At 72.3% G+C, this 24,606-nt stretch carries 21 protein-coding genes; 7 read left to right on the top strand and 14 right to left on the bottom strand.

What is annotated here, in order from left to right:
- Positions 1-73: 73 nt before the first annotated feature.
- From FB467_RS06670 to FB467_RS06660, 3 genes are all read right to left on the bottom strand, one after another.
- Positions 74-1,162 carry a BMP family lipoprotein gene (locus tag FB467_RS06670; RefSeq protein ID WP_141784399.1) on the bottom strand — a complete coding sequence of 363 codons (1,089 nt, stop codon included), beginning with the start codon at positions 1,160-1,162 and terminating at the stop codon, positions 74-76.
- A gap of 222 nt (positions 1,163-1,384) precedes the next feature.
- Positions 1,385-2,626 (bottom strand): amidohydrolase, encoded by a 1,242-nt coding sequence (locus FB467_RS06665; protein ID WP_425325825.1) that lies wholly within the window; start codon positions 2,624-2,626, stop codon positions 1,385-1,387.
- Positions 2,627-2,668: 42 nt separating this feature from the next.
- Positions 2,669-3,742, bottom strand: a complete 1,074-nt coding sequence (locus FB467_RS06660; protein WP_141784398.1) for a quinone-dependent dihydroorotate dehydrogenase — start codon at positions 3,740-3,742, stop codon at positions 2,669-2,671.
- Positions 3,743-3,817: 75 nt separating this feature from the next.
- Here FB467_RS06660 and FB467_RS06655 point away from each other — a divergent pair, with 75 nt between their 5' ends.
- Positions 3,818-4,918, top strand: coding sequence for a mannose-1-phosphate guanylyltransferase (locus FB467_RS06655; protein WP_141784397.1), 1,101 nt, complete (start codon positions 3,818-3,820; stop codon positions 4,916-4,918).
- Positions 4,919-5,097: 179 nt separating this feature from the next.
- A complete protein-coding gene (locus FB467_RS06650; RefSeq protein ID WP_141784396.1) occupies positions 5,098-6,267 on the top strand; it encodes a glycosyltransferase family 4 protein in 1,170 nt (389 codons plus the stop codon).
- A 24-nt stretch (positions 6,268-6,291) separates the two neighbouring features.
- Here the strand turns inward: FB467_RS06650 and FB467_RS06645 are convergent, their stop codons facing one another.
- Positions 6,292-6,825 (bottom strand): 2'-5' RNA ligase family protein, encoded by a 534-nt coding sequence (locus FB467_RS06645; protein ID WP_228393270.1) that lies wholly within the window; start codon positions 6,823-6,825, stop codon positions 6,292-6,294.
- A 100-nt stretch (positions 6,826-6,925) separates the two neighbouring features.
- On the opposite strand from FB467_RS06645, the gene FB467_RS06640 reads away from it, so the two are divergent.
- The 3 genes from FB467_RS06640 (at position 6,926) to FB467_RS06635 (ending at position 9,501) form a co-directional block, all read left to right on the top strand.
- Complete coding sequence (locus tag FB467_RS06640) at positions 6,926-8,461, top strand: S10 family peptidase (RefSeq protein ID WP_141784394.1); 1,536 nt, start codon at positions 6,926-6,928, stop codon at positions 8,459-8,461.
- A 39-nt stretch (positions 8,462-8,500) separates the two neighbouring features.
- Positions 8,501-8,665 carry a hypothetical protein gene (locus tag FB467_RS18460; protein WP_170230605.1) on the top strand — a complete coding sequence of 55 codons (165 nt, stop codon included), beginning with the start codon at positions 8,501-8,503 and terminating at the stop codon, positions 8,663-8,665.
- Positions 8,666-8,784: 119 nt separating this feature from the next.
- Complete coding sequence (locus FB467_RS06635) at positions 8,785-9,501, top strand: maleylpyruvate isomerase family mycothiol-dependent enzyme (RefSeq protein WP_141784393.1); 717 nt, start codon at positions 8,785-8,787, stop codon at positions 9,499-9,501.
- On the opposite strand, the gene FB467_RS06630 is transcribed toward FB467_RS06635, so the two are convergent.
- Positions 9,502-11,715 carry an NADP-dependent isocitrate dehydrogenase gene (locus tag FB467_RS06630; protein ID WP_141784392.1) on the bottom strand — a complete coding sequence of 738 codons (2,214 nt, stop codon included), beginning with the start codon at positions 11,713-11,715 and terminating at the stop codon, positions 9,502-9,504.
- 147 nt (positions 11,716-11,862) lie between these two features.
- Here FB467_RS06630 and FB467_RS06625 point away from each other — a divergent pair, with 147 nt between their 5' ends.
- Positions 11,863-12,852: a malate dehydrogenase gene (locus FB467_RS06625; protein WP_141784391.1), complete on the top strand. Its 990-nt coding sequence runs from the start codon at positions 11,863-11,865 to the stop codon at positions 12,850-12,852.
- Between the two features lie 46 nt (positions 12,853-12,898).
- On the opposite strand, the gene FB467_RS06620 is transcribed toward FB467_RS06625, so the two are convergent.
- The 8 genes from FB467_RS06620 to sucC all read right to left on the bottom strand — a co-directional run bounded on the left by FB467_RS06620 (position 12,899) and on the right by sucC (position 20,951).
- Positions 12,899-13,264, bottom strand: coding sequence for a DUF3017 domain-containing protein (locus FB467_RS06620; RefSeq protein WP_170230603.1), 366 nt, complete (start codon positions 13,262-13,264; stop codon positions 12,899-12,901).
- Entirely contained in the window at positions 13,261-14,151 is an 891-nt protein-coding gene (locus FB467_RS06615) for a bifunctional methylenetetrahydrofolate dehydrogenase/methenyltetrahydrofolate cyclohydrolase (RefSeq protein WP_141784389.1), read from the bottom strand. The genes FB467_RS06620 and FB467_RS06615 overlap by 4 nt, the downstream gene beginning before the upstream one ends.
- 73 nt (positions 14,152-14,224) lie before the next feature.
- Positions 14,225-15,193, bottom strand: a complete 969-nt coding sequence (locus FB467_RS06610) for a DMT family transporter (RefSeq protein ID WP_141784388.1) — start codon at positions 15,191-15,193, stop codon at positions 14,225-14,227.
- 12 nt (positions 15,194-15,205) lie between these two features.
- Entirely contained in the window at positions 15,206-16,780 is a 1,575-nt protein-coding gene (gene purH / locus FB467_RS06605) for a bifunctional phosphoribosylaminoimidazolecarboxamide formyltransferase/IMP cyclohydrolase (RefSeq protein WP_141784387.1), read from the bottom strand.
- Positions 16,777-17,433, bottom strand: coding sequence for a phosphoribosylglycinamide formyltransferase (gene purN, locus FB467_RS06600; protein ID WP_211350567.1), 657 nt, complete (start codon positions 17,431-17,433; stop codon positions 16,777-16,779). The genes purH and purN overlap by 4 nt, the downstream gene beginning before the upstream one ends.
- A 42-nt stretch (positions 17,434-17,475) precedes the next feature.
- Complete coding sequence (locus FB467_RS06595; RefSeq protein ID WP_141784386.1) at positions 17,476-18,756, bottom strand: cell division protein PerM; 1,281 nt, start codon at positions 18,754-18,756, stop codon at positions 17,476-17,478.
- A gap of 97 nt (positions 18,757-18,853) precedes the next feature.
- Positions 18,854-19,744 (bottom strand): succinate--CoA ligase subunit alpha, encoded by an 891-nt coding sequence (gene sucD, locus FB467_RS06590; RefSeq protein WP_141784385.1) that lies wholly within the window; start codon positions 19,742-19,744, stop codon positions 18,854-18,856.
- A gap of 22 nt (positions 19,745-19,766) precedes the next feature.
- A complete protein-coding gene (gene sucC, locus FB467_RS06585) occupies positions 19,767-20,951 on the bottom strand; it encodes an ADP-forming succinate--CoA ligase subunit beta (protein ID WP_141784384.1) in 1,185 nt (394 codons plus the stop codon).
- A 233-nt stretch (positions 20,952-21,184) separates the two neighbouring features.
- Here sucC and FB467_RS06580 point away from each other — a divergent pair, with 233 nt between their 5' ends.
- Complete coding sequence (locus FB467_RS06580) at positions 21,185-22,006, top strand: M23 family metallopeptidase (protein WP_141784383.1); 822 nt, start codon at positions 21,185-21,187, stop codon at positions 22,004-22,006.
- A 6-nt stretch (positions 22,007-22,012) separates the two neighbouring features.
- On the opposite strand, the gene pcrA is transcribed toward FB467_RS06580, so the two are convergent.
- Positions 22,013-24,562 carry a DNA helicase PcrA gene (pcrA, locus tag FB467_RS06575; RefSeq protein ID WP_141784382.1) on the bottom strand — a complete coding sequence of 850 codons (2,550 nt, stop codon included), beginning with the start codon at positions 24,560-24,562 and terminating at the stop codon, positions 22,013-22,015.
- Positions 24,563-24,606: the final 44 nt, after the last annotated feature.

The raw sequence follows: 24,606 nt of genomic DNA, 5'->3' as shown, positions 1-24,606 counted from the left end.
CAGCGTAGCGGCCCGGCCCCTCGAGGCCGGGCCGCTACGCCGAGCGGGTGTGTCTGCTCAGGGCAGGGTCACCTCACGGGGCGTTCGGCGACTCGATGACGAGCTCGCCGGAGATGATCTGCTCCTGGTAGTCGGCGATCTGGTCCTTGAGCTCCTGCGGAACGTCGCCGTCGAAGTCGTGGAACGGCGCCAGGCCGACGCCCTCGTTCTCCAGCGTGCCGACATACGGCTCGTTGGTGAAGTCCTCCATGCTCGCGGCGATCGTGTCCTCGACCGCCGGGGCGATCTGCTTGACGACCGAGGTGAGCATGATGTCGCCGTACTCGGTGGTCTCGTAGCCGTCGGAGTCCACCCAGACGATCTTGACGCCGTCGCTGCCCTGGGCGGCCGCGGCCGCACCCAGGCCGACCGGCCCGGCGACCGGCATCACGATGTCGGCGCCCTGGGCGATGAACTGCTCGGTGAGGGTCTGCCCCTGGGACTGGTTCTCGAAGTCACCGGAGAAGGAGCCGTTCTGCGCTTCCTTGTCCCAGCCGAGGACCTTGACGTCGGTGCCGTTGTCCTCGTTGTACTTGTTGACGCCGTCGACGTAGCCGTCCATGAAGATGGACACCGACGGGATCTGCAGGCCACCGAAGGTCGCCACGGTGCCGGTCTCGGTCATCCCGGCGGACAGGTAGCCGGCCAGGAAGGAGGCCTCCGCGGTGTTGAACAGGATCGGCTTGCCGTTGTCGAGCTCCTCGCTGAAGGTGGAGTCGATCAGGGCGAAGTGGGTGTCCGGGTTCTCCTGTGCCGCGGCCGTCATCGACTCCTGCAGCAGGAAGCCGACGCCGATGGTCAGGCCACAACCCTGCTGGACGAGGCCGTTGACGTTGGTGACGTAGTCCGCGTCCGACTGGGACTCGACCAGCACCGTCTCGACGCCCAGGTCGGCCTCGGCATTCTCCATACCGATCCGGCCGGACTGGTTGAACGACTGGTCGTCGAACCCGCCAGAGTCCGACACCATGCAGGCGGTGAAGTCGCCGGCACCGGATCCCTCGGTGGACTCGCCCCCGTCGGAACCCGCGTCGGCATTGTTTCCGCTGTCTTCTTCCTCCGGCGCGTCGCCACAGGCGGACAGAGCCAACGTGGCGGCCGCAGTCAGGGCCGCAAATTTCATCACCCTACGCACGGGCACTCCTTGAAGTCGGGGGGACGTAACGAGGGGGATCGTAGCCGGTCCCACGCGAACTTCTCGGCAAGACCACCTGTCCGTAACCAGAAGGTAATGGAGACGTGACCAAGCGTGTCACTTCTACCACTCCCGTCACACCCGTCCCACGACACCCTCCTCAGGTCGGGAGCCGGTCCCGGGTCGGGCCGGCCGGGTCGGGCCGGCGGGTCAGACCAGGCCCGCAGGATCCACCGACGTCAGCACGCAGGCCGCGAGCAACTTCGCGGCGATGCCGATCGCCTCCTCGTCGACCACGAGGTCGCCCTGGTGCAGCTCATAGGTCGGCCCGCCGGGGGCCCGCGTGCCCAGGCGGGCCATCGCGCCGGGGACCTTGGTCAGGTACCAGCCGAGGTCCTCCCCGCCCAACGACTGCCGGGTCGAGACCACCGAGGTCGGACCGGCGACGGCGGTCGCCGCCGCGGTGAACGCCGACACGGTCGCCGCGTCGTTGTCCACCGGCGGGACACCCTTGACGTAGCGCACCTCGGCGGTGACGCCGTAGGGGGCCACCACGCCCTGCACGATCTCCTTGATCAGCGGACCAGCCGTGTCCCAGGTCTCGGAGTCCAACATCCGCAGCGTGCCGACGCACTCCCCGCGTGCCGGGATCACGTTCGCCACCGAGCCGGCCTTGACCGCTCCCCAGACCAGCGCCGTGCCGGAGCGGGGGTCCAACCGGCGCGACAGCGCGGCCGGGACGTCGGTGATCACCTTGCCGAGGGCATACGTGATGTCCTGGGTCAGGTGGGGGCGGGAGGTGTGTCCGCCCCGGCCGGTCAGGGTCACGTGCACCGAGTCGGAGGCGGCCGTGATCGGTCCGACCTTGAGCCCGATGGATCCCACGTCCACCGACGGGTCGCAGTGCACCGCGAACAGCCGGTCGACCCCGTCGAGGCCACCGGCCGCCATGACGTCGTGCGCACCCCCGGGCATCGACTCCTCGGCGGGCTGGAAGATCAACCGCACCCCCACGCCGAGGGCGACCAGTTCCTCCTCGATGGCGGCGAGGGCCAGTCCCGCACCCAGCACGCCCACCGTGTGCACGTCGTGTCCGCAGGCGTGGCAGACGCCCGGCTTGCGGGAGGCGAACGGCAACCCGGTCATCTCGTCCACCGGCAACGCGTCCAGGTCGGCCCGCAGCGCGATCCGCACCCGCGGCTCGGCGGCGCCCAGGTCCACCGTCGCCCCGCTGCCCGGCAGCGTCCTGACGACCAGCCCCGCCTCCTGCATCCGCTGGCTGACCAGGGCGGTGGTCTGGTGCTCCTGGTAGGACACCTCGGGGTGGCGGTGGATGGTGCGGCGCCACTGCACGAGGTCGTCACGTCGGCCCTCGACCGTCTGGACGACACGCTCGATCAGGTCGTCGATGGAGGGCACCGGCTGGAGTTCTGGCGGGGTCGTTGCTGTCACTGGCTGCTTCACTGTGGAGGGGTTGGTTTCTGGGCGGCCACGTTACCTTGTGCCGGACCGCGTCCCCGACGCGATCTCCCGGACCAGTGCCGGGCCGGCGTAGATCAGGCCGGTGTAGACCTGCACGAGCCGGGCCCCCGCATCCAACATCCGGGCAGCGTCCCCGGCCGTCATGATGCCCCCCACGCCGATGACCGGCAGCCCGGTCTGGGTGGATACCCGCCGGACGACCTGGAGCGCCCGGGCGGTGAGCGGGGCACCGCTGAGGCCGCCCGCCTCCCGGTCACCGGTCGGCCGGTCGGACGGCGCCAGGTGGTCGCGCGCCAGGGTGGTGTTGGTCGCGATGATGCCGGCCACTCCCGCCCCCGTCGCCACCTCCAACGCCTCGTCGAGGGCGGTGTCGGTCAGGTCGGGTGCCAGCTTGACCAGGACCGGGGCGTCGGCGCGGTCCACCACGGCGGCGAGCAGCTCGCGCAGCGGCCCGGCGTCCTGCAGGCTGCGCAGGCCCGGGGTGTTCGGCGAGGACACGTTGACGGCCAGGTAGTCGGCCAGCCCCGCCAGTGCGTCCACCGAGGTCAGGTAGTCCCCCACGGCATCCTCCAGCGGTGTCACCTTGCTCTTGCCGATGGAGACCCCGACCGGGATGTCGACGGCGCCGGCGGCACGGGCCGCCCGCAGGCGTTCGGCCAGCGCGCGCACCCCGTGGTTGTTGAAGCCCATCCGGTTGATCACCCCGCCACTGGTCGGGAGGCGGAAGAGTCGGGGCCGCGGGTTGCCGGGCTGCGGGAGGGCGGTGACCGTGCCCAGCTCGATGTGGCCGAATCCCAGGGCACCCCAGGCGGACACCCCGACGCCGTTCTTGTCCATCCCGGCGGCCAGCCCGACCCGGTTGGGGAAGCGCAGGCCCCAGAGTTCCACCGGGCCGTCACCCGACGGGGCGGCCAGGGCGGCCCGGGTCAGCCGCACGGCGGAGCGGCTCCTGCCCAGCGCCCCCACGGCCGCGACGGTCCGGTGGTGGGCGGTCTCGGCGTCGCCTCCCCCGGCGCGGAAGAAGACCGGACGTGCGACCCGGGCATAGCCGGTCGCGAGGGCTCGGGTGGTGAGGTCCTGGGGCACGACCTCACCCTACGGCGGCACGCCAGCCGCACGGCCGTGGCGACCGCGACCCGAACCGTCCTTACACTGACCAGGATGAGCAGTGAGGAAGCGATCCCGGACTTCTGGTCGGTGGTGCCCGCCGGGGGATCCGGCACGCGGCTGTGGCCGCTGTCCCGCCGCTCCGCCCCCAAGTTCCTCCAGGACCTGACCGGCAGCGGTCGCTCGCTGCTGCAGGACACCGCCGCCCGGTTGACCCCGCTGTCGCAGGACCGCCTGGTCGTGGTCACCGGCATCCTGCACGCCGACGCCGTGCGGGAGCAGCTGCCCGAGCTGGCCGAGGACCGGCTGCTCGTCGAACCCTCCCCCCGCGACTCGATGCCGGCCATCGCCCTGGCCGCGGCGACGATCGAGCGGATCGACCCGGACGCCGTGCTCGGCTCGTTCGCCGCCGACCACGTCATCGGCCAGCCGGAGACGTTCCGCCGCTGCGTGCGCGAGGCCGTGCAGGTGGCCCGCGCCGGGGCGCTGGTCACCCTCGGCATCCAGCCCTCCTACCCCTCGACGGGCTTCGGCTACATCGAGGTCGGCGGGCCCTGGCGGGTCGACGGGGCGCCCTCGGCGCACCGGGTCGACACCTTCGTGGAGAAGCCCGACCGGGCGACCGCGGAGCGCTACCTGGCCGGGGGTCGGCACCGGTGGAACGCCGGCATCTTCGTGGTCCGTGCCGCCGTGCTGCTGGAGATGCTGGGGACCTGGCACCCCGACCTCGTCGAGGGGGCCCGGCTGATCGCGGCCGAGCCCCGGAGGATCCAGGACGTCTGGCCCTCGATGACCAAGATCGCGATCGACCACGCCGTGGCCGAGCCGGCGGCGGCCGCCGGCAAGGTGGCGGTGATCCCGGGCGACTTCCCGTGGGACGACGTGGGTGACTTCGCGTCCCTGGCCACCCTCCTGGAGGAATCCGGCGACCACCCCGGCCTGCGCATCCTGGGGCCCCGCGACCAGGTGATCAGCCAGGACAGCTCCGGCGTCGTCGCGGCGCACGCCGGACGAACCGTCGTGACGCTCGGCGTGCCCGACGTGGTCGTGATCGACACTGTCGACGCCCTGCTCGTCACCACCCGGGAACGGGTCCAGGACGTCAAGGGGATCGTGGAGACGCTGCAGCGGATCGGCCGGGAGGACCTCACCTGAGCACCCGCCAGCCACCCCCGCGACGCACCGCGCCGCCGCCCGAGCCTGTCCGGGCGGATCGCCCGCCGCGCACCCGGGGCGCGCGCGACGCACTGGGTCACCCACTGGCCACCTCCCGCTCACGCAACACCCCCCAGGACGTCGGTGACCCACCACCCGCGGGCGGGACGCTCGGACCCATGCGGATCGCGATCGTGACCGAGTCCTTCCTCCCCGCCCTCAACGGCGTGACCAACAGCGTGTGCAAGGTCCTGGAGTCGCTGCGGGACAAGGGACACCAGGCCCTGGTCATCGCGCCAGGGACCAGCCCGTGGAGCACCACCGCCACCCCCGAGCACTACGCGGGCTTCCCGATCCATCCCGTCACCAGCGTCCCGGTCCGGCAGTTCCGGGTGGGACTGCCCTCCTACGAGATGGAGACGGTGCTGCACCGGTTCGCGCCCGACGTCGTGCACGTGGCCTCACCGTTCGTGCTCGGCGTGCGCGGACTCACCGCGGCCCGGGGGCTGGGCCTGCCGTCGGTGGCCATCTACCAGACGGACATGCCGAGCTACATCCGGCAGCACTCCGGCCCGGTCGGGGACCTGACCGCGCGGGCCGCGTGGCGGTGGATCCGACGGATCCACGCGCAGGCCGACCTGACCCTCGCCCCGTCCGCGTCGGCCCTGGCGGACCTGCAGGAACACGACGTCACCCGGGTCGCGCTGTGGGGTCGCGGGGTCGACTCCGACCTGTTCCACCCGGACCGGCGGCAGGACCCGCGCACGATCGCCCTGCGGCGCCAGCTCGCCCCCCGCGGGGAGGTCCTCCTCGGCTACGTCGGGCGGTTGGCGCCGGAGAAGGAGCTGCACCGGCTGGCCGAGCTGAACCGGTTGCCGGGGACCCGTCTCGTCCTGGTCGGTGAGGGCCCGAGCCGCCCCGACCTGGAGGCGATGCTCCCGGGCGCCGCGTTCCTGGGCCGCCAGGAGGGTGAGGGACTGGCCCGTGCCTACGGCGCCTTCGACGTCTTCGTGCACACCGGGACCCGGGAGACCTTCGGGCAGACGCTGCAGGAGGGTGCCGCCGCGGGGCTCCCGGTCGTCGCACCCCGCCGCGGCGGACCCATCGACCTGGTCGACGACGGCGTGACCGGGTTGCTCTTCGACCCCGACCGTCCCGGCGCCCTGCGCGCCGCCGTGGCCTCGTTGCTGGCTGACGACGCCGGGGACGGCAGTGCCGCCGACCGCCGGCACCGGATGGGCGTTGTCGGGCGGGAGCGGGTGCAGGAACGGTCCTGGCCAGCACTCACCGACCAGCTGCTCGACTACTACCGGCAGGTCATCGGCCACGTGCCCGCGCACGTGGCCTGACCGACCCGGCCCCCGTCGGACCGGTCACCCGGTGAGTTGGAAACGGCGCAGCGTGCGCCACACCTCGTCGCCGTCGTGCACGTAGAGGGTGAACCGGTCGGCGGTGAACTCGCAGTGGAACGAGGACAGCTCCTCGAAGGCACGGTCCAGGGTGGCGGACTCCATGTCGTGGGCCACCGTGACGTGTGGGTGGTAGGGGAACTGGAGTTCCCGCGACACCGGCCCCTCCCGGACCGCGCGCTCCAGCTCCTCGCACGGCGCCACCCCGTTGGCGACCTGGATGTAGACCACGTCCGACACCGGACGGAAGGTGCCGGTGCCCCGCAGCACCATGGGGAAGGCGGCGTGCCGTTCGGCGACACCCGCCAGGTGCTCCTCGAGGTCGGCGCACCGGTCGACCGCCACCTGGGTGGGTGGCAGCAGGGTCACGTGGGTGGGGATGTGCGCCGCTCGCTCCTCGCCGAACCCGAGCCGGACCTGACGCAACTGCTCTCCCCAGGGCTCCGGGATCGGCAGCGCGACCCCCACGGTAAGGCTCTGCTCGACACGGGCTGTCACCCGACCGACCCTACCCCGCAGGGCCGCCCGGACACCCGCGGCACGGCATACCCCGGGGACGGGCCGGTGCCGCCGAGCCGCAGGACGTAGAGTCGGGCCCATGGTCGACGACGCTCAGGACGGAACCCCCGCGCAGGACCCGGACGGCACCGCCGCCGACGCCCCCGACCCAGGTCAGGAGGGGCGCAGCAGCACCCCGGCGCCACCCGAGGACGACCTCGTCACCACCCAGCACACCCTGAAGGTCGGTCGGCGCACGCTGCGCTACTCCGCCACGACCGGACGGGTCGTGCTGCGCGAAGAGGTGGTCAAGGACGACGTCTTCACCGGCGTCGAGGCGAAGGCGGAGGTGTTCCTGACCTCCTACGTGCTGGACCAGCCGGCGAGCGCCCCACCGCGCCCGGTGACCTTCGCGTTCAACGGTGGCCCCGGCTCCTCCTCGGTGTGGCTGCACCTGGGGCTGCTCGGACCGCGCCGGGTGCAGATGGGCGACGTGGGGGCACTGGAGGCCCCGCCGTATGCCCTGGTGGACAACGCCGAGTCGTTGCTGGCCGTCTCCGACCTGGTCTTCATCGACCCGGTCTCCACGGGCTACTCGCGCGCGGTGAAGGGTGGCAAGGCCAAGAGCTACCACGGGTTCACCGGTGACATCGAGTCGGTCGGCGAGATCATCCGGCTGTGGACCTCCCGCAACCAGCGGTGGATGTCGCCCAAGTTCCTCGCGGGCGAGTCCTACGGCACCACCCGGGCCGCGGCCCTGGCCGAGCACCTGCAGCAGCGCTACGGGATGTACCTGAACGGCATCATGCTGATCTCCTCGGTGCTCGACATGGGGTCGATCGGCCTGCACGAGCCGGACAGCGACCGCGCCTTCGTCGGCTTCCTGCCCACCTACGCGGCGGTCGCCCACTACCACGGCAAGCACGGGCGCAAGGCGCTGTCCACCGTGGTCCGCGAGGCGGAGGAGTACTGCGAGCGCGACTATCCCTGGGCGCTGGCGCAGGGGCGTCGTCTGACGGGGGCGCAACGCGCCGAGCACGTCCGGAAGGTCGCCGGGCTCACCGGGCTCTCCCCCGAGTGGGTGGACCGCGCCGACCTGCGGATCGAGCACCTGCGGTTCTTCACCGAGCTGCTGCGCGACCAGGGCCGGGTCGTCGGTCGGCTGGACTCCAGGTTCACCGGGCCGGCGGCCGCCGGAAACGCCGAGCTGATGGACGCGGACCCCTCCCACGACGCCATCGCCGGGCCGTACGCCGCCGCCTTCAACCACCACGTCCGGTCCGAGCTGGGCTACGAGTCGGACCTGCACTACGAGCAGATCTCCGGCAAGGTCCACCCGTGGTCGTTCGCCGAGTTCGAGGGACGGTCGGTCGACGTCACCCCCAAGCTGGCACGGGCCATGCGGGCCAACCCCCACCTCCAGGTCCACGTGGCCTACGGCTGGTTCGACGGCGCGACCCCCTACTACGCCGCACGCGAGGTCTTGCAGCACCTGGCCATCCCCGCGGAGCTCGACGCCAACATCGAGCACAAGTACTACGAGGCGGGCCACATGATGTACGTCCACGAGCCGTCCCGGCTCCAGCAGTCGGCGGACCTGGCCGACTTCGTCGCCCGGGCGAGCGGGAGGTCCTGACCGGTGGCCTTCACCTGCGACAACTGCCGGAAGCGACAGATGGGTAACCCCCAGCGTTCGGTGACCGGGCGCTACCTGTGCCGCCGCTGTCACCGCCGGCTCAGGAACCGCAGCGTGGGGCGGGGCCTGGGCAGCAGCAGCGGCGCCGCCGCCGCGGGCAGCTGGCTCGGCCGGGTGCGTCGGGCGATGGGCCGCGGGGACTGAGGCCCCAGGACACCGGAGACCGCGCGCCGGTCCGGCGCGCCGTGCCGGCGGACGGTTGCGGGGCCGCCCGGGCGGGGGCAGGATCGACACGACAGGTCCCTGCAGACGGAGGTTGGCCCATGACACTGCCCGTGTACCTCAGCGTCGATCGAGCGCTGGCCCGGCTGGACGAGGCGGACAAGGCCCTCGCGGCCACCCTGGGCAAGCTCGACGAGGAGACCCTGCGCGGCCCGTCGCTGCTCCCCGGGTGGACCCGTGCCCACGTCCTGGCCCACCTGGCCCGTAACGCCGACGCCCTGCAGCACCTCGTCGGCTGGGCGTCCACCGGGCGCGAGGTGCCGGCCTACTCCTCCCTGGAGCAGCGGGAGGCCGACATCGAGGAGGGCGCCAAGCAGTCGCTCCAGCGTCTCCGCGCCGACGTGACCACGGCCTCCAGCGCGTTCCGGCAGCGCGCCGAGCGCCTGCGCGGGCGCACCGACCTCACGGACGTCCGCACCGGCAGCACGGCGGTGACGATGGCCGGCAGCCAGGTCCCGTGGATGCGGCTGCGCGAGGTGACCATGCACCACGTCGACCTCGATGTCGGCTTCCTCTTCAAGGACTGCCCCACCGAGGTCGTGCACGCCGCCCTGGTCGAGGCCGCCGACCGGCTGAACGGCAAGGTCGGCTGCCCGCACGTCACCCTCATCCCGTCCGACGGCCGCAAGATCCACCTCGGCGGCGGCGGTCAGGTGGTGGAGGGCAACACCGGCCGGATCCTGCTCTGGGTCACCCGCGGCATCGACCGCGGCGTGCAGAGCGACAAGCCCCTGCCGGTGCTGCCCAGCTACGGGTAATCAGCCGAGCGTGGCCAGCACCTCGTTGAAGGTGGCCGACGGGCGCATCACCGCGGCGGCCTTGGCCTCGTCCGGTCGGTAGTAGCCACCGATGTCCGCCGGCTGGCCCTGGACCGCCAGCAGTTCCCCGGTGATCTTCTCCTCGTTGTCCGCGAGCGCGCCCGCCACCCCGGCGAACGCCGCCGCGAGCTCGGCGTCCTCGGTCTGGGCGGCCAGTTCCTGGGCCCAGTAGAGCGCGAGGTAGAAGTGGCTGCCGCGGTTGTCGATGCTGCCCAGCTTGCGGGCCGGGGAACGGTTCTCGTTGAGCACCTTCTCGGTGGCCCGGTCGAGGGTGTCGGCCAGCACCTGGGCCCGGGCGTTGCCCGTGCTGGTGGCCAGGTGCTCCAGGCTCACCGCGAGCGCCAGGAACTCACCGAGGCTGTCCCACCGCAGGTAGTTCTCCTTGACCAGCTGCTGGACGTGCTTGGGCGCCGACCCGCCGGCCCCGGTCTCGAAGAGTCCGCCACCGGCGATCAGCGGGACCACCGAGAGCATCTTGGCGCTGGTGCCCAGCTCGAGGATGGGGAACAGGTCGGTCAGGTAGTCACGCAGCACGTTGCCGGTGACAGAGATGGTGTCCTCGCCGCGGCGGATCCGCTCCAGGGTGTATGCCGTGGCCTCCACCGGGGACTTGATCGAGATCTCGAGTCCCTCCGTGTCGTGGTCCGCCAGGTAGGTCTCGACCTTGCCGATCAGGTTGGCATCGTGCGCCCGCTCGCGGTCCAGCCAGAACACGGCCGGGGTCTGCGAGGCGCGGGCCCGGGTGACGGCGAGCTTGACCCAGTCCCGGATCGCCACGTCCTTGGTCTGGCAGGCCCGCCAGATGTCACCGGCGGCGACCTCGTGCTCCAGCAGCACGGCGCCGGAGGAGTCGACGACCTGGACCACCCCGTCGGCCCCGATCTCGAAGGTCTTGTCGTGGCTGCCGTACTCCTCGGCGGCCTGGGCCATCAGGCCGACGTTGGGCACCGAGCCCATCGTGGTCGGGTCGAACGCGCCGTGCGCGCGGCAGTCGTCGATGACGACCTGGTAGATGCCGGCGTAGCTGCTGTCCGGGAGCACCGCGAGGGTGTCCGCCTGCTCACCGTCGGGGCCCCACATCTTCCCGGACGTGCGGATCATCGCCGGCATCGAGGCGTCGACGATGACGTCGCTGGGCACGTGCAGGTTGGTGATGCCCTTGTCGGAGTCGACCATCGCCAGCTCCGGGCCGTCGGCCAGCCCCTGCTCGATGGCCGCCCTGATCTCCGCCCCGCCCTCGACCGAGTCGAGCCCGGCCAGGATCGAGCCCAGCCCGTTGTTGGGTGACAGGCCCGCCGCCGCCAGCTGCTCGCCATACTGCTCGAACACCTGCGGGAAGAAGGCGCGCACGACGTGCCCGAAGATGATCGGGTCGGACACCTTCATCATGGTGGCCTTGAGGTGCACCGAGAAGAGGACGCCCTCCTCCTTGGCCCGCGCGACCTGCGCGGCGAGGAAGGTGTCGAGCGCGGCGGCCCGCAGCACGGTCGCGTCGACGACCTCGCCCTCGAGGACCTTCAGCCCGTCCTTGAGCACCGTGCGGGTGCCGTCCCCGGCGAGGTGGGCGATGGTGAGCGTGTCGTCGGCCGCGAGGACGACGGACTTCTCGTTGCTGGCGAAGTCGTCCTGACCCATCGTGGCCACGTTGGTCCTGGAGTCGGCGGACCAGACCCCCATCGAGTGCGGGTGGGAGCGGGCGTAGTTCTTCACCGCGGCCGGTGCACGCCGGTCGGAGTTCCCCTGGCGCAGGACCGGGTTGACCGCGCTCCCCTTGACCTTGTCGTAGCGGGCCCGGGCGTCCTCCTCCTCGGGGGTACTCGGGTCCTCCGGGTAGTCCGGCAGCGCGTACCCCTTCTCCTGCAGCTCGGCGATGGCGGCCTTCAGCTGCGGCAGCGAGGCGCTGATGTTGGGCAGCTTGATGATGTTGGCGGACGGGTCGTGCGACATCTCACCCAGCTCGGCGAGGGCGTCACCGGCCCGCTGCTCCTCCGGCAGCAGGTCCCCGAATACCGCGATGATGCGTCCGGCCAGGGAGATGTCGCGCGTCTCCACCTCCACGCCCGCGGTGGAGGCGAACGCCTCGATGACGGGCTTGAGCGAGTGGGTCGCCAGCATGGGCGCCTCGTCGGTCAGGGTATAGATGATCGTGGCCATGGATGTGCCGACTCCTCGGACAGGTTGGGTGCTCGGTGCACCCCGAGGTTATCGCGCTCCCCCACGGACCTGGGTGTCCCGTCCGGTCCCGCCCGCTGCTACCGTCACCACAGACCAGATTCCTGCTCGACGAAGGGTCACGACATCGTGAACACCACTCCCGTCAAGGTCGCCGTCACCGGCGCCGCCGGCCAGATCGGCTACAGCCTCCTGTTCCGCATCGCCAGCGGTGACCTGCTCGGCCGGGACACCCCGGTGCAGCTGCGCCTGCTGGAGATCACCCCCGCGCTCAAGGCCCTCGAGGGCGTCGTCATGGAGCTGGACGACTGCGCGTTCCCCACCCTGGCGGGGGTCGAGATCGGCGACGACCCCAACACCATCTTCGACGGCGCGAACATCGCGCTGCTGGTGGGGGCGCGCCCGCGCGCCAAGGGCATGGAGCGTGGCGACCTGCTCGAGGCCAACGGGGCCATCTTCACCGGTCAGGGCAAGGCGCTGAACGACCACGCGGCCGACGACGTCCGGATCACCGTGACCGGCAACCCGGCCAACACCAACGCGCTCATCGCGATGAGCAACGCCCCCGACATCCCGCGCGAGCGGTTCTCCGCGCTGACCCGGTTGGACCACAACCGCGCCCTGGCGCAGCTGGCCGCCAAGGCCGGGGTCACCGTGTCCGACATCTCCAAGATGACGATCTGGGGCAACCACTCCGCCACCCAGTACCCCGACATCTTCCACGCCGAGATCGGCGGCCGCAGCGCGGCCGAGGTCGTGGACGACCAGGACTGGTTGGAGAACACCTTCATCCCCACCGTGGCCAAGCGCGGCGCCGCCATCATCGAGGCTCGCGGCTCCTCTTCCGCAGCCTCCGCCGCATCGGCCACCATCGACCACACCCGCGACTGGCTGCAGGGCAGCCCCGAGGGGTCCTGGCTGTCCATGGCGGTCCCCTCCGACGGGTCCTACGGCGTCGCGGAGGGCCTGATCAGCTCCTTCCCGGTGACCACCTCCGGCGGAGAGGTCTCGATCGTCCAGGGCCTGGAGATCGACGACTTCTCCCGCGGCAAGATCGACGCCTCGGTCGCCGAGCTGGAGGAGGAGCGTCAGGCGGTCACCGAGCTCGGCCTCATCTGAGCGGCCGGACGGCGTCGTATGCCGGATCGACGGCGCCGTCCGCCGGTCAGCGGATCCGCAGGGTCGCGCTGAGGAAGGCCACCGCCAGCGCGAAACCCCACAGGCACGCCACGTCCAGCCACCGGGACCTCACCAGGAGGCCGCCGACGGCGCCCCGGGGCAGGACCAACCGGACCAGACCGGCGGTCGCCAGGGTGCCCGCCACGACGTAGCCGAACTCGCGCAGCTCGCCCTGCAGCAGCACCCCGAACGCTGCGACGAGGCCGACCGGCAGGATCCACCACCAGCCCAGCGGTTGGCGGCGCCGCCAGGTCGGGAGCGGCGGAGCCACCGCCTGGTCCCCCACCTCCACCCCGTCGGCCGCGGCGTCCTCGTCCGGGCCCGGGGCCGGGGTGTCCTGGTGCTCCGTCACGGGGTCGGGGCGGGGCCCGCAGGGATCGACGGGGCGCCACCGGCCGCAGCCTGACGCTCGGCGGCCTCGACCACGTTGGTCAGCAGCATGGCGCGGGTCATCGGGCCCACGCCGCCGGGGTTGGGCGAGATCCAACCGGCCACCTCCGCCACGTCGGCGGCGACGTCGCCCGCGATCTTGCCGTCCACCCGGGCGACTCCCACGTCCAGGACGGCTGCCCCGGGACGGACCATGTCGGCGGTGACCAGGTCCGGCACCCCGGCAGCGGACACCACGATGTCGGCCCGCCGCGTGTGGGCGGCCAGGTCGCGGGTCCCGGTGTGGCACAGGGTCACCGTGGCGTTCTCCGAGCGACGGGTCAGGATCAGGCCGAGCGGGCGGCCGACCGTCAGGCCACGCCCCACCACCACGACCTCGGCCCCGGCGACCTCGACGTCGTGGCGGCGCAGCAGCTCCACGACCCCCACCGGGGTGCAGGGCAGCGGAGCGGCCCGCCCGAGGACCAGGCTGCCCAGGTTGACCGGGTGCAGTCCGTCGACGTCCTTCTCCGGCAGCACGCGGGACAGGATCGCGAACTCGTCGAGGCCGGTGGGTTGCTGCACCAGGAAGGCCGTGCAGGCGTCGTCGCCGTTGAGCTCGTCGACCACCGCCTCCACCTCCGCCTGGGTGCTGCCGGCGGGGAGGTCGCGGCGCATGGACTCGATGCCGATCTCGGCGCAGTCGCGGTGCTTGGCGTTCACGTACCAGGTGCTCCCGGGGTCGTCCCCCACGAGCACGGTGCCCAACCCGGGGCGGACCCCCTGCTCCCGCAGCGCCCGGACCCGGAGCGCGAGCTCCTCCTTGATGGTCGCCAACCCGGCCTTGCCGTCAAGGATCTGTGCCGTCATGCCGGCCAGTCTAGGTGTGCGGAGCTGCCGCCGGGACGGCGCGGGTGGGGCCGGCCGCCGGGCCTCACGGGTCTCACCGGGCAGCGGGCAGCGGGCGCCGCTCGCGGTTGGCGGCCAGCGCCGCCCCGCAGGCCGCCAGCACGGTCAGCCCGATGCCGATCAGCAGCTGGGGACCGATCAGCGCCCGGGTCTCGGCGACGGCGAGGTCGAGCGCCAGGGCGATCGACATCTGGCTGGTGATCGTGACGAGCCCGAAGAGCAGGATCCCGATGTGCCGGACAGCCCATGCCGCGAGGGCGATGTAGCAGATCCCCAGGATCCCGCCGACCCAGACCCACCACGGCTGCCCGGAGGGGTCCGGCGGGCCGGCTCGCAGCACCGCGACGGCCCCCACGACCAGCAGGGTGAGCAACCCGGTGGCGAAGTTCAGGTGGGCGGTGACCAGGGAGTCCCGCGCGGCCACCCCGACCTGCCCGTTGAACGCCTGCTGGACCGCCGACCCGAGCCCGATGACGAAGGCCAGCGCCACCGGGACGACGCCGAACGTGCCGCCCCCGTTACCCCCGGCCGTGGCCGCGATGGCGACCCCGGTCGCGGCCACGGCCGCCGCCAGGACCCGGGCGGTCGACAGCGCCTTGGCGCCGGCCGGCCCCAGTCCCCACTTGTCCACCAGGAGGGCGCTGACCACCTGGCCACCGACGATCGCGATCAGGAAGGCGGCCACCCCCACCAGGGGCACGGCATACGCCTGCACGGCGACGAGCAGGCCGCCGCACACCCCACCGAGCAGCTGCCACCAGCGCAACCCCCCGGACCGGAGCGCGGCCGGGATCCGCGCGACGTGCTCCCGGTAGCGGGGCGCCAGCAGGAACAGGCACAGCAGCAGGGCCCCGGAGCCGAAGCTCCACCAGGCGGTCTGGAAGGTGCCGATCCCGCCCGCGAGGATGCCGTGGATCCGCGACTGGATGGCCAGCAGCGCCCCGCAGGTGAACGCCGCCAGGAGCGCCAGGAACAACGTCCGACCGGACGTGGACGCGCTCAACGCGACGAGGACTCAGTGCGCAAAGTGCCTGGTCCCGGTGAAGTACAGGGTGGCACCGGCCTGCTCGGCCGCGGCGACGACCTCCGCGTCGCGGATCGAGCCGCCGGGCGAGACGACGGCCCGGACACCCGCGTCCAGCAGGATCTGCAGGCCGTCGGCGAACGGGAAGAACGCGTCCGAGGCACCGACGGACCCGGCCGCCCGTTCCGCCCCGGCCCGGGAGACCGCCAGCTGGCAGGAGTCGACCCGGTTGACCTGCCCCATCCCGATCCCGACGCTGGCGCCGTCCCGGGCCAACAGGATCGCGTTCGACTTGGTGGCGCGCACCGAGCGCCAGGCGAACGCCAGGTCGGCCAGCGTCGCCTCGTCGGCGGCCGCACCGGCCGCCAGGGTCCAGGTGGCCGGGTCGTCGCCCTCGGCGTCGATGGCGTCCACGGCCTGCATCAGCATCCCCCCGGACACCGGCCGCGTCTCGATCCCACCGCCGGACGGGGACGTGGCCCGGAGCAGCCGCAGGTTCTTCTTCGCGGTGAGCACCTCGACCGCGGCCGGCTCGAAGTCCGGGGCCACCACGACCTCGGTGAAGATGTCCTGGAGCTGGTGGGCGAGCTCGAGGGTCACCGGCCGGTTCGTGGCGACGATGCCCCCGTAGGCCGAGACGGGGTCGCAGGCGTGTGCCTTGCGGTGCGCCTCGGCGATGTCCTGCCCGACCGCGATGCCGCAGGGGTTGGCGTGCTTGATGATCGCGACCGTCGGCTGGTCCCCGTGGTCGTGCGCGGCCCTCCGGGCGGCATCGGCATCGATGTAGTTGTTGTAGGACATCTCTTTGCCGTGCAGCTGCTCGGCCTGCGCCAGGCCCGGCTCGGTGAGGTAGCCGTCGGCATACAGGGCGGCCCGCTGGTGCGGGTTCTCGCCGTAGCGCAGCACCGCCTGCCGCTCCCAGGTCGCCCCGACCCAGGACGGGAAGCCGGTCCCCTCGCTGGTGTCGGTGAGCACGTTGCCCATCCAGGAGGCGACCGCCACGTCGTAGGTCGCGGTGTGCCGGAACGCCAGGGCAGCCAACTGCGTGCGCTCCGCGAGGGTGAACCCCCCGGCGGCGACGGCTTCCAGGACCTGCAGGTATGCCGAGGGGTCGGTGACCACGGCGACGCTCGCGTGGTTCTTGGCGGACGCGCGGACCATCGAGGGCCCCCCGATGTCGATCTGCTCGACGCACTCCTCCGGCGTGGCGCCGGAGGCGACGGTGTCCGCGAACGGGTACAGGTTGCTCACCACCAGGTCGAACGGCTCGACCTCCAGGTCCGCCAGCTGGCGGACGTGCTCGGGGTTGCGGGTGTCGGCGAGCAGCCCGGCGTGCACCTTCGGGTGCAGCGTCTTGACCCGGCCGTCCAAGCACTCGGGGAAGCCGGTGACCTCCTCGACCCGGGTGACCGGCACCCCGGCCGCCTCGATCCTCCCGGCCGTGGAACCGGTGGACACCAGGGCGACCCCGGCGGCGTGCAGGCCCTGCACGAGCTCCTCCAGGCCGGTCTTGTCATAGACCGAGATCAGGGCCCGGGAGATCGGGCGGCGACCCTCGTCAGTCATGGGATGGTGACCTTTCGTCCGGTGACGGTGAAGCCGTCGCGGGCCATCCGGCCGACGTACTCGACCAGTTGGGGCCGCTCGGCAGCCTTGATGCGTTCGGTGAGTTCGTCGACGGTGTCCTCGGCCAGGACCGGGACGGTGCACTGCGCGACGATCGCACCGGTGTCGACCCCCTCGTCGACGACGAACAGTGTCGCACCGGTCACCTTCACGCCGTAGGCGAGGGCGTCCCGCGGGCCGTGCATCCCGGGGAAGGACGGCAGCAGGGCGTTGTGGCTGTTCAGGTAGCGGCCGCCGAAGGCCGCCAGGAAGGCGGGGCCGACCAGCTTGAGGAAGCCCGCGGAGACGACCAGGCGCGGCCGGTATGCCGTGACGGCGGCGGTCAGCGCGTGGTCCCACTCCTCCCGGGTCCGGTAGTCCGGCACCCGGTGCACGAAGGTGGGGATCCCGGCCTGCTCCGCCCGGCGCAGGCCCTCGACCCCGTGCCGGTCGGCACCGACGGCGACGACCTGCACGCCGTAGGCGGGGTCCGCCGAGGCGTCCATCAAGGCCTGCAACAAGGTGCCGCTGCCGGAGACCAGGACGACCACGGGGACCGGCCCCGGGGAGGCTGGGCCGGCGTTGCTGACGGACGGATCGGTCGGTGCGGCCACCCGCGCACTGTAGCCCGGAGGGGCCGTGATCCCGCAGCCCGGTCAGCGGGTGAGCCGGCGCGCCCGCACCAGGTGCAGCAGGCTCAGCGTGGTCAACGACCCGGCGAGCAGCAGCACCAGCGCCCCTCCAGTCACCCGCAGGGCGTCGGTGCCCACGGTGCTCAGGTAACCCGGCGACATCCCACCGCTCGTCAACAGCGACAGGGCCCCCAGGGCGAGGGAGGTGAACAGGCAGGCGGAGCCGGCGATCTGGGCCTTGGCCCACCAGCTGGCCAGTCGCGGCGCGGCGGCGATCGACCGCCAGCCGACCCAGCAGCCGGCGAGCAGCGGCAGGGCGATGGCGGCCCACATCCAGGCGGGCAGCGGGCCGGGCTCCGGCAGGGCCCCCAGGACCGGGATGAGCGGCAGGTCGCCCTCGGTCGAGCCGGTCCACCCGACCGTCACCGTGCCGACCGAGACCTCGGCGCCGGTCGTCCAGCCGGCCGCCCAGACGGTGAGGTTCGGCAGCGCCGCGGCCTGCGCCAGGGTCAGCACGCCAGCGCCCACCACGCCGGCGTCCACCGTGGTGTAGAGCAGCGCGATCCGGTCCCAGCGCAGGACCAGGAGCAGCCCCACGACGACCAGGGCACCCACGGTCAGGATCAGCAGGGCGTGGGCCGCCGGGCGCAGCCCGCGCCGGACCAGGACGGGCGTGTGGTCCTCGACCCAGCGCAGCCCGCGGTCGATGGTCGGTTGCTCCTGCACGCGGTGCTCGCGCCACAGGCCCCACAGCACCGCGACGACCGGGACCAGCACCAGGCCGGGGACGGCGCTGGCCACGCTCACCGGTGCCTGGCCGAGCCCGGCCAGGACGCACAGCAGCAGGCCGCTGAGCACGTAGCCGCCGACGAAGAGGGACAGCTCGGTGCCGGCCAGGGCCTGCCACGCCGCCCGGGCCCCCGACACCTCACGGAGCGCGCCCCGGGTCTCCGGCCGGTCCACGAGGACCTGGTTCACGGCATACCGGCAGGCCAGCAGCGGGACCAAGGTCAGCAGCAGCGGGGCCAGCACCACCTCGGTCTGCCCCACCAGGACCGTGGCCCGGTGCGCCAGGGCCCACAGGTCCACGGAGATGCCCATCGCCTGCCACAGGCTCACCGAGCTGAGGGACTCGGCGAACCAGGCCAGCAGGACCGGGACGCTGATCACCATCAGCGACAGGAAGGCGGCGAGGGACCCGGCCACGGCGGCCAGGCCGAGGGTGCGCACCCGGCGCAGGACCGTGGCCTGGTCCTGCCCGGTCGCTTCGGTGGTGGCCCGTGGGGGGCGTTGCAGCAGCGTCATGTCGGGTCCCATGCTCACCCGCCCCGCCCCGGGGACGACGGAGGCGCACCGGGGACGCTCGATTCGGTCCCGGTGCGCCTCCGACGGCAGGGGTGGGTCAGCCGCCGAGCGACTGCATGATCTCGGCCATCAGCGCGGCGGTCTCCGAGGGGGTCTTGCCCACCTTGACACCGGCGGCCTCCAGGGCCTCCTTCTTGGCCTCCGCGGTGCCCGAGGAGCCGGAGACGATGGCGCCGGCGTGGCCCATCGTCTTGCCCTCCGGGGCGGTGAAGCCGGCGACGTAGCCGACCACCGGCTTGGTCACGTGCTCCTTGATGTAGGCCGCGGCGCGCTCCTCGGCGTCGCCGCCGATCTCGCCGATCATCACGATCGCGTCGGTCTCCGGGTCCTGCTGGAAGGCCTCGAGCGCGTCGATGTGGGTGGTGCCGATGATCGGGTCACCGCCGATGCCGACGGCCGAGGAGAAACCGAACTCCCGCAGCTCGTACATCATCTGGTAGGTGAGCGTGCCCGACTTGGACACCAGCCCGATCCGGCCCGGGCCGGCGATGTTGGCCGGGATGATCCCGGCGTTGGACTTCCCGGGGCTGATCAGGCCCGGGCAGTTCGGGCCGATGATCCGGGTCGCCTTGTCGGTGGAGTAGGCGTAGAACTCCGCGGTGTCCTTCACCGCGATGCCCTCGGTGATCACGATCGCGAGCGGGATCTCGGCGTCGATCGCCTCGACCACGGCCGACTTGGCGAACGCCGGGGGCACGAAGACCACCGACACGTCGGCACCGGTCTGCGCGATCGCGTCGGCCACGGTGCCGAAGACCGGCACGGAGGTCCCGCCCTCGAACTCCACCGTCTGCCCGGCCTTCTTCGGGTTCACCCCGCCGACGATGTTGGTGCCGGACGTGAGCATCCGCTGGGTGTGCTTCATACCCTCGGAGCCCGTCATGCCCTGGACGATGACCTTGGAGTCAGCGTTGAGGAAGATAGCCATAAGTGTGTGTCCTCCCGGCCTTTCAGTTGGCGGCCGCGGCCAGTTCGGCGGCCCGGCGGGCCGCTCCGTCCATGGTCTCTTCGATCGTCACGAGGGGGTGACCGAAGTCCGCGAGGATCTGCCGGCCCTCCTCGACGTTGTTGCCGTCCAGCCGCACGACCAGCGGCTTGGTGGCCGCGTCACCGAGGTTCTTCAGCGCCCCCACGATGCCGTTGGCGACGGCGTCGCAGGAGGTGATCCCGCCGAAGACGTTCACGAAGACGCTCTTGACCTGCTCGTCGCCCAGGATGATGTGCAGCCCGTTGGACATCACCTCGGCGGAGGCCCCGCCGCCGATGTCCAGGAAGTTGGCCGGCTTGGGTGACCCGGGGAACTCCTCGCCGGCGTAGGCGACGACGTCGAGGGTGCTCATCACCAGGCCCGCCCCGTTGCCGATGATGCCCACGCTGCCGTCCAGCTTGACGTAGTTGAGGTCCTTCTCCTTGGCGGCGGCCTCCAACGGGTCCGTCGCGTCCTTGTCCTCGAGCGCGGCGTGGTCGGCGTGCCGGAACTCGGCGTTGCCGTCCAGGGTGACCTTGCCGTCCAGCGCGATGACCGCGCCGTCCTCGGTCTTGACCAGCGGGTTGACCTCGACCAGGGTGGCGTCCTCGCCGGCGTAGACGTCCCACAGCTGCTTCAGGACCGGCACCAGGGCCGGCTGCTCCTCGGCGGTGAAGCCGGCGGTCTCCAGAATCTCGGTGGCCTTCGCGTCGTCGATGCCGGTGTTGGCGTCGACCGGCACCTTGGCCAGCGCCTCCGGCCGCTCCACGGCGAGCTGCTCGATCTCCATGCCGCCCTCCTTGCTGCACATGGCCAGCAGGGAGCGGTTGGCGCGGTCCAGCAGGATCGAGAAGTAGTACTCCTGCGCGATCTTGGCGCCCTGGGCCACCATCACCCGGTGCACCGTGTGCCCCTTGATGTCCATCCCCAGGATGGCCCCGGCGGCCTCGACGGCCTCCTCCGGGGACTTGGCCAGCTTCACACCGCCGGCCTTCCCCCGGCCCCCGGTCTTGACCTGGGCCTTGACCACGACGACTCCGCCGCTCGCGGCGCCGACCTGCTCGGCGGCCGCTGCCGCCTCCCCGGCCTCGGTGACCACGGCGGCCGGCAGGACCGGCACTCCGTGGGCTTCGAACATGTCACGCGCTTGGTACTCGAATAGATCCACGAGTCAGCTATCCCATCAGGTGAGTAGGTGTCGGCGGGTGCCACCCCACGAAAGGTGCATCCGCAGGGTATCGCAGGCCGGAGGGTCAGCCGCCCGCGGTTCGTTCCGCATCGTGGAAGGGGATTCTCAAGCCGGTCGGTGTCGTACTAGGGTCGAGGACCGCCTCGTGCCTGCCCGCACCCCTCGTCGCGGGCGCACGCCGCCTGCCCAGCCCACGACCGACGGGAGTACCCGTGAGCCCTGCCACCGGCCGACGTCGCCCCCAGGGGCGGCACCGACCGCCCCGCAGGCGACGGCCGCTGCTGCGCGCGGTGCCGCTCACCGCCCTCGCGGCCGGTGTCCTGCTGGGCGTCGGGGCCGAGACGGCAGGTCCCGGCACGGTGCCCCGTGCGGCGGTCAGCCCGCCGGGTCAGGCCGCCGGGCCCTCGGGAGGGGACGTCCTGCTCGCCCCGGTCGACACCTCGCAGCGGCAGAGCCCCGCCGCCCAGCGCTCGACCGGACGGACCGCGGTCGCGGCGCCCGTCCCGCAGCAGGTGCTGGCGCGGACCGCGACCGCGGCGGGGGACCTGGCCGAGACCGCGCGGGTCAGCGCGAGCTCGCTCCGCACCGGGGTCGAGACCGCGGGCGAGAGCCGCGCGCAGCTGGCCGACATCGTCGCCGCACGCCAGCTGCACCGGCCGATCCTGGAAGGCACCCGGACCTCGTCCTACGGCTGGCGCTGGGGCCGGATGCACGAGGGGATGGACATCGCGGCGGACCACGGGACCCCGCTGTATGCCGTGGGGCAGGGACGGGTGACCACGGCCGAGTTCTCCGGCGGGCTGGGGCTGCACGTGAAGCTGACGCTCGACGACGGGACGGTCCTGGTCTACGGCCACCTGTCCACGCTGGCTGTGAAGGTCGGTGACGAGGTGGCCGCGGGCGAGGTCCTCGGTGAGGTCGGCAGCACCGGACGGTCCACGGGGGCCCACCTGCACTTCGAGGTGCGGGTCGCCGACGAACCCCTCGACCCGGGCCCCTGGCTCACCGAACGCTTCGGCACCGAGGGCTGGTAGCGGCCCTCAGAGCTTGTCCAGGGGGGCGAATCGCAGCAGCAGTCGCTTCACCCCGGTCTCCCCGCCGAAGTCGACGTGCGCCATCGCCCGGTCGCCCTGGCCCTCCATCCGGATGACGGTGCCCAGGCCGAAGGCGTCGTGGCTCACCCGGTCCCCGGTGGTGACGGAGACGGGTTGGCGCTGCGGGGCGGGACCCGACCCCCGCGGGTTGAGGCGCACCACCCCGGCGCCGCGGCCGCCGCCACCCGAGCGCCCGCCTCCCCCGAAGCCACCGGTGCCACCGGTGCCGCCCGACCACGAGCCGGACCACTGCGTCGCCGCCGCGCTGGGACGGCCCGACATGCTGGCCCGGTCGGAGTCGGTGCGCTCCCAGTCGATCAGGTCCGCGGGGATCTCGTCGAGGAACCGGGACGGGGGGTTCCACTGCGGGGCACCGAAGGCGGCGCGGGTCCCGGCGCGGCTCAGGAACAGGCGCTCCCGGGCCCGGGTGATACCGACGTAGGCCAGCCGGCGCTCCTCCTCGAGCTCGTCCGGGTCGTCCAGCGAGCGCTGGTGCGGGAAGGTGCCGTCCTCCATACCGGTGAGGAAGACCACCGGGAACTCCAGCCCCTTGGCCGTGTGCAGCGTCATCAGCGTCACCACCCCGGCGTCGGCGTCGCTGCCGTTCGGGATCTCATCGGCGTCGGCCACCAGCGAGACCTGCTCGAGGAAGTCGACGAGGCTCCCGTCCGGGTAGTTGTCGTCGAACTCCCGGGCGACCGCCACCAGCTCCTCGAGGTTCTCCACCCGGGTCTCGTCCTGGGGGTCGTGGCTGGCGCGGAGTTCGGCCAGGTAACCGGACCGGTCCAGGATCGCCTCCATCAGGTCGGCCACCCCAGCCTCCGGGTCCCGGGCCACCTCCTGCAGCCCCTCCAGCTGGGCGGTGAAGGCGCGCAGCGCGGTGACCGACCGGGTCACGATGCCCGGGGCGTCCTCGGGGCGGCCGAGCGCCGCCACGAACGGGATGCGCTCCCGCTCCGCGAGCGCCGCGACCGCGGCCACGGCCCGGTCCCCGATCCCCCGCTTGGGGACGTTGATGATCCGGCGCAGGCTCACGTCGTCGACCGGGTTGGCGACCACCTTGAGGTAGGCCAGCGCATCCTTGACCTCGCGGCGCTCGTAGAACCTGGTGCCGCCGACCACCTTGTAGGGCAGCCCCCGCCGGACCAGGACCTCCTCCAGCGCGCGGGACTGCGCGTTGGTGCGGTAGAACACCGCGACATCCCCGGGCCGCACCCCCTCCTTGTCGGTGAGCTCATCGATCCGCCCCGCGACGAACGACGCCTCGTCGTGCTCGTCGTCGGCGACGTAGCCCACGATCATCGGGCCGTCCCCGGAGTCGGTCCACAACTTCTTGTCGCGGCGCTTGGGGTTGCGCGAGATCACCGCGTTGGCGGCCCGCAGGATCCGCTGGCTCGAGCGGTAGTTCTGCTCCAGCAGGATGGTCCTGGCCTGCGGGTAGTCCTGCTCGAACTCGATGATGTTGCGGATGCTGGCGCCGCGGAAGGCGTAGATCGACTGGTCCGCGTCGCCCACCACGCACAACTCCGCCGGTGGCACCTGGTGCACCGCCGCGTCGGGGATGTCGTCCTCGCTCCCGACCAGCTCCTTGACCAGGGCGTACTGGGCGTGGTTGGTGTCCTGGTACTCGTCGACCAGGACGTGCCGGAACCGGCGCCGGTAGTGCTCCCGGACCGCGGGGAAGGCGCGCAGGATGTTGACGGTGCTGGCGATCAGGTCGTCGAAGTCCAGGGCGTTGGCCTGCCGCAGCCGCTGCTGGTACATCGTGTAGGCCCGCGCCACGGTGGCCTCGTAGGGGTTGTTGCCGACCTGGGCGGCGAAGGTCTCCTCGTCGATCAGCTCGTTCTTGGCGTTGGAGACCTTGGTGGTGAACACCCGGGGCGGGTAGCGCTTGGGGTCCAGGTCCAGGTCGCGCACCACCATCGCCATGAGCCGCTGGCTGTCCGCGGCGTCGTAGATCGAGAAGGTGGACTTCAGCCCGACCGAGGCCGCCTCCCGGCGCAGGATCCGCACGCAGGCGGAGTGGAAGGTGGACACCCACATCGCCGCGGCCTTCGGGCCGACCAGCGCCGCGACCCGCTCGCGCATCTCGGCGGCCGCCTTGTTGGTGAAGGTGATCGCCAGGACCTGCCCCGGCTGGACGTGGCGCTCGGCCAGCAGGTAGGCGATCCGGTGGGTGAGCACCCGGGTCTTGCCCGAGCCCGCACCGGCGACGATGAGCAACGGCGACCCCGCATGGACGACCGCCTCGCGCTGTGGCCCGTTGAGCCCGGCAAGGAGCGCCTCCACGTCCACCGCGCGGCCGCGACCCGGCGAGCGCCCCGCGGGACCGTCGCCGACGAACTCCGGGGCGGGGGCGGCTCCCCCGTCGAGCGCCCACAACGGCACACCGGAGTCGTCCACCGGGCCGTGGGAGGTGTCTTCGCGGGGAACGGTGCCGCTCGCCCGGGCGGGGTCCATCCCGGGCAGCGGGAGGTCGTCGAAGAGGCTGCTCATCGTGTCGCCAGTCTAGGTCGCGCGCCCGACACGGCCGCCCCGTC

The organism is Ornithinicoccus hortensis (assembly GCF_006716185.1).
Taxonomy (GTDB): Bacteria; Actinomycetota; Actinomycetes; order Actinomycetales; family Dermatophilaceae; genus Ornithinicoccus; species Ornithinicoccus hortensis.
Note: the sequence above shows the minus strand (reverse complement) of the source record. Positions and strands in the feature narration are given on the sequence as shown.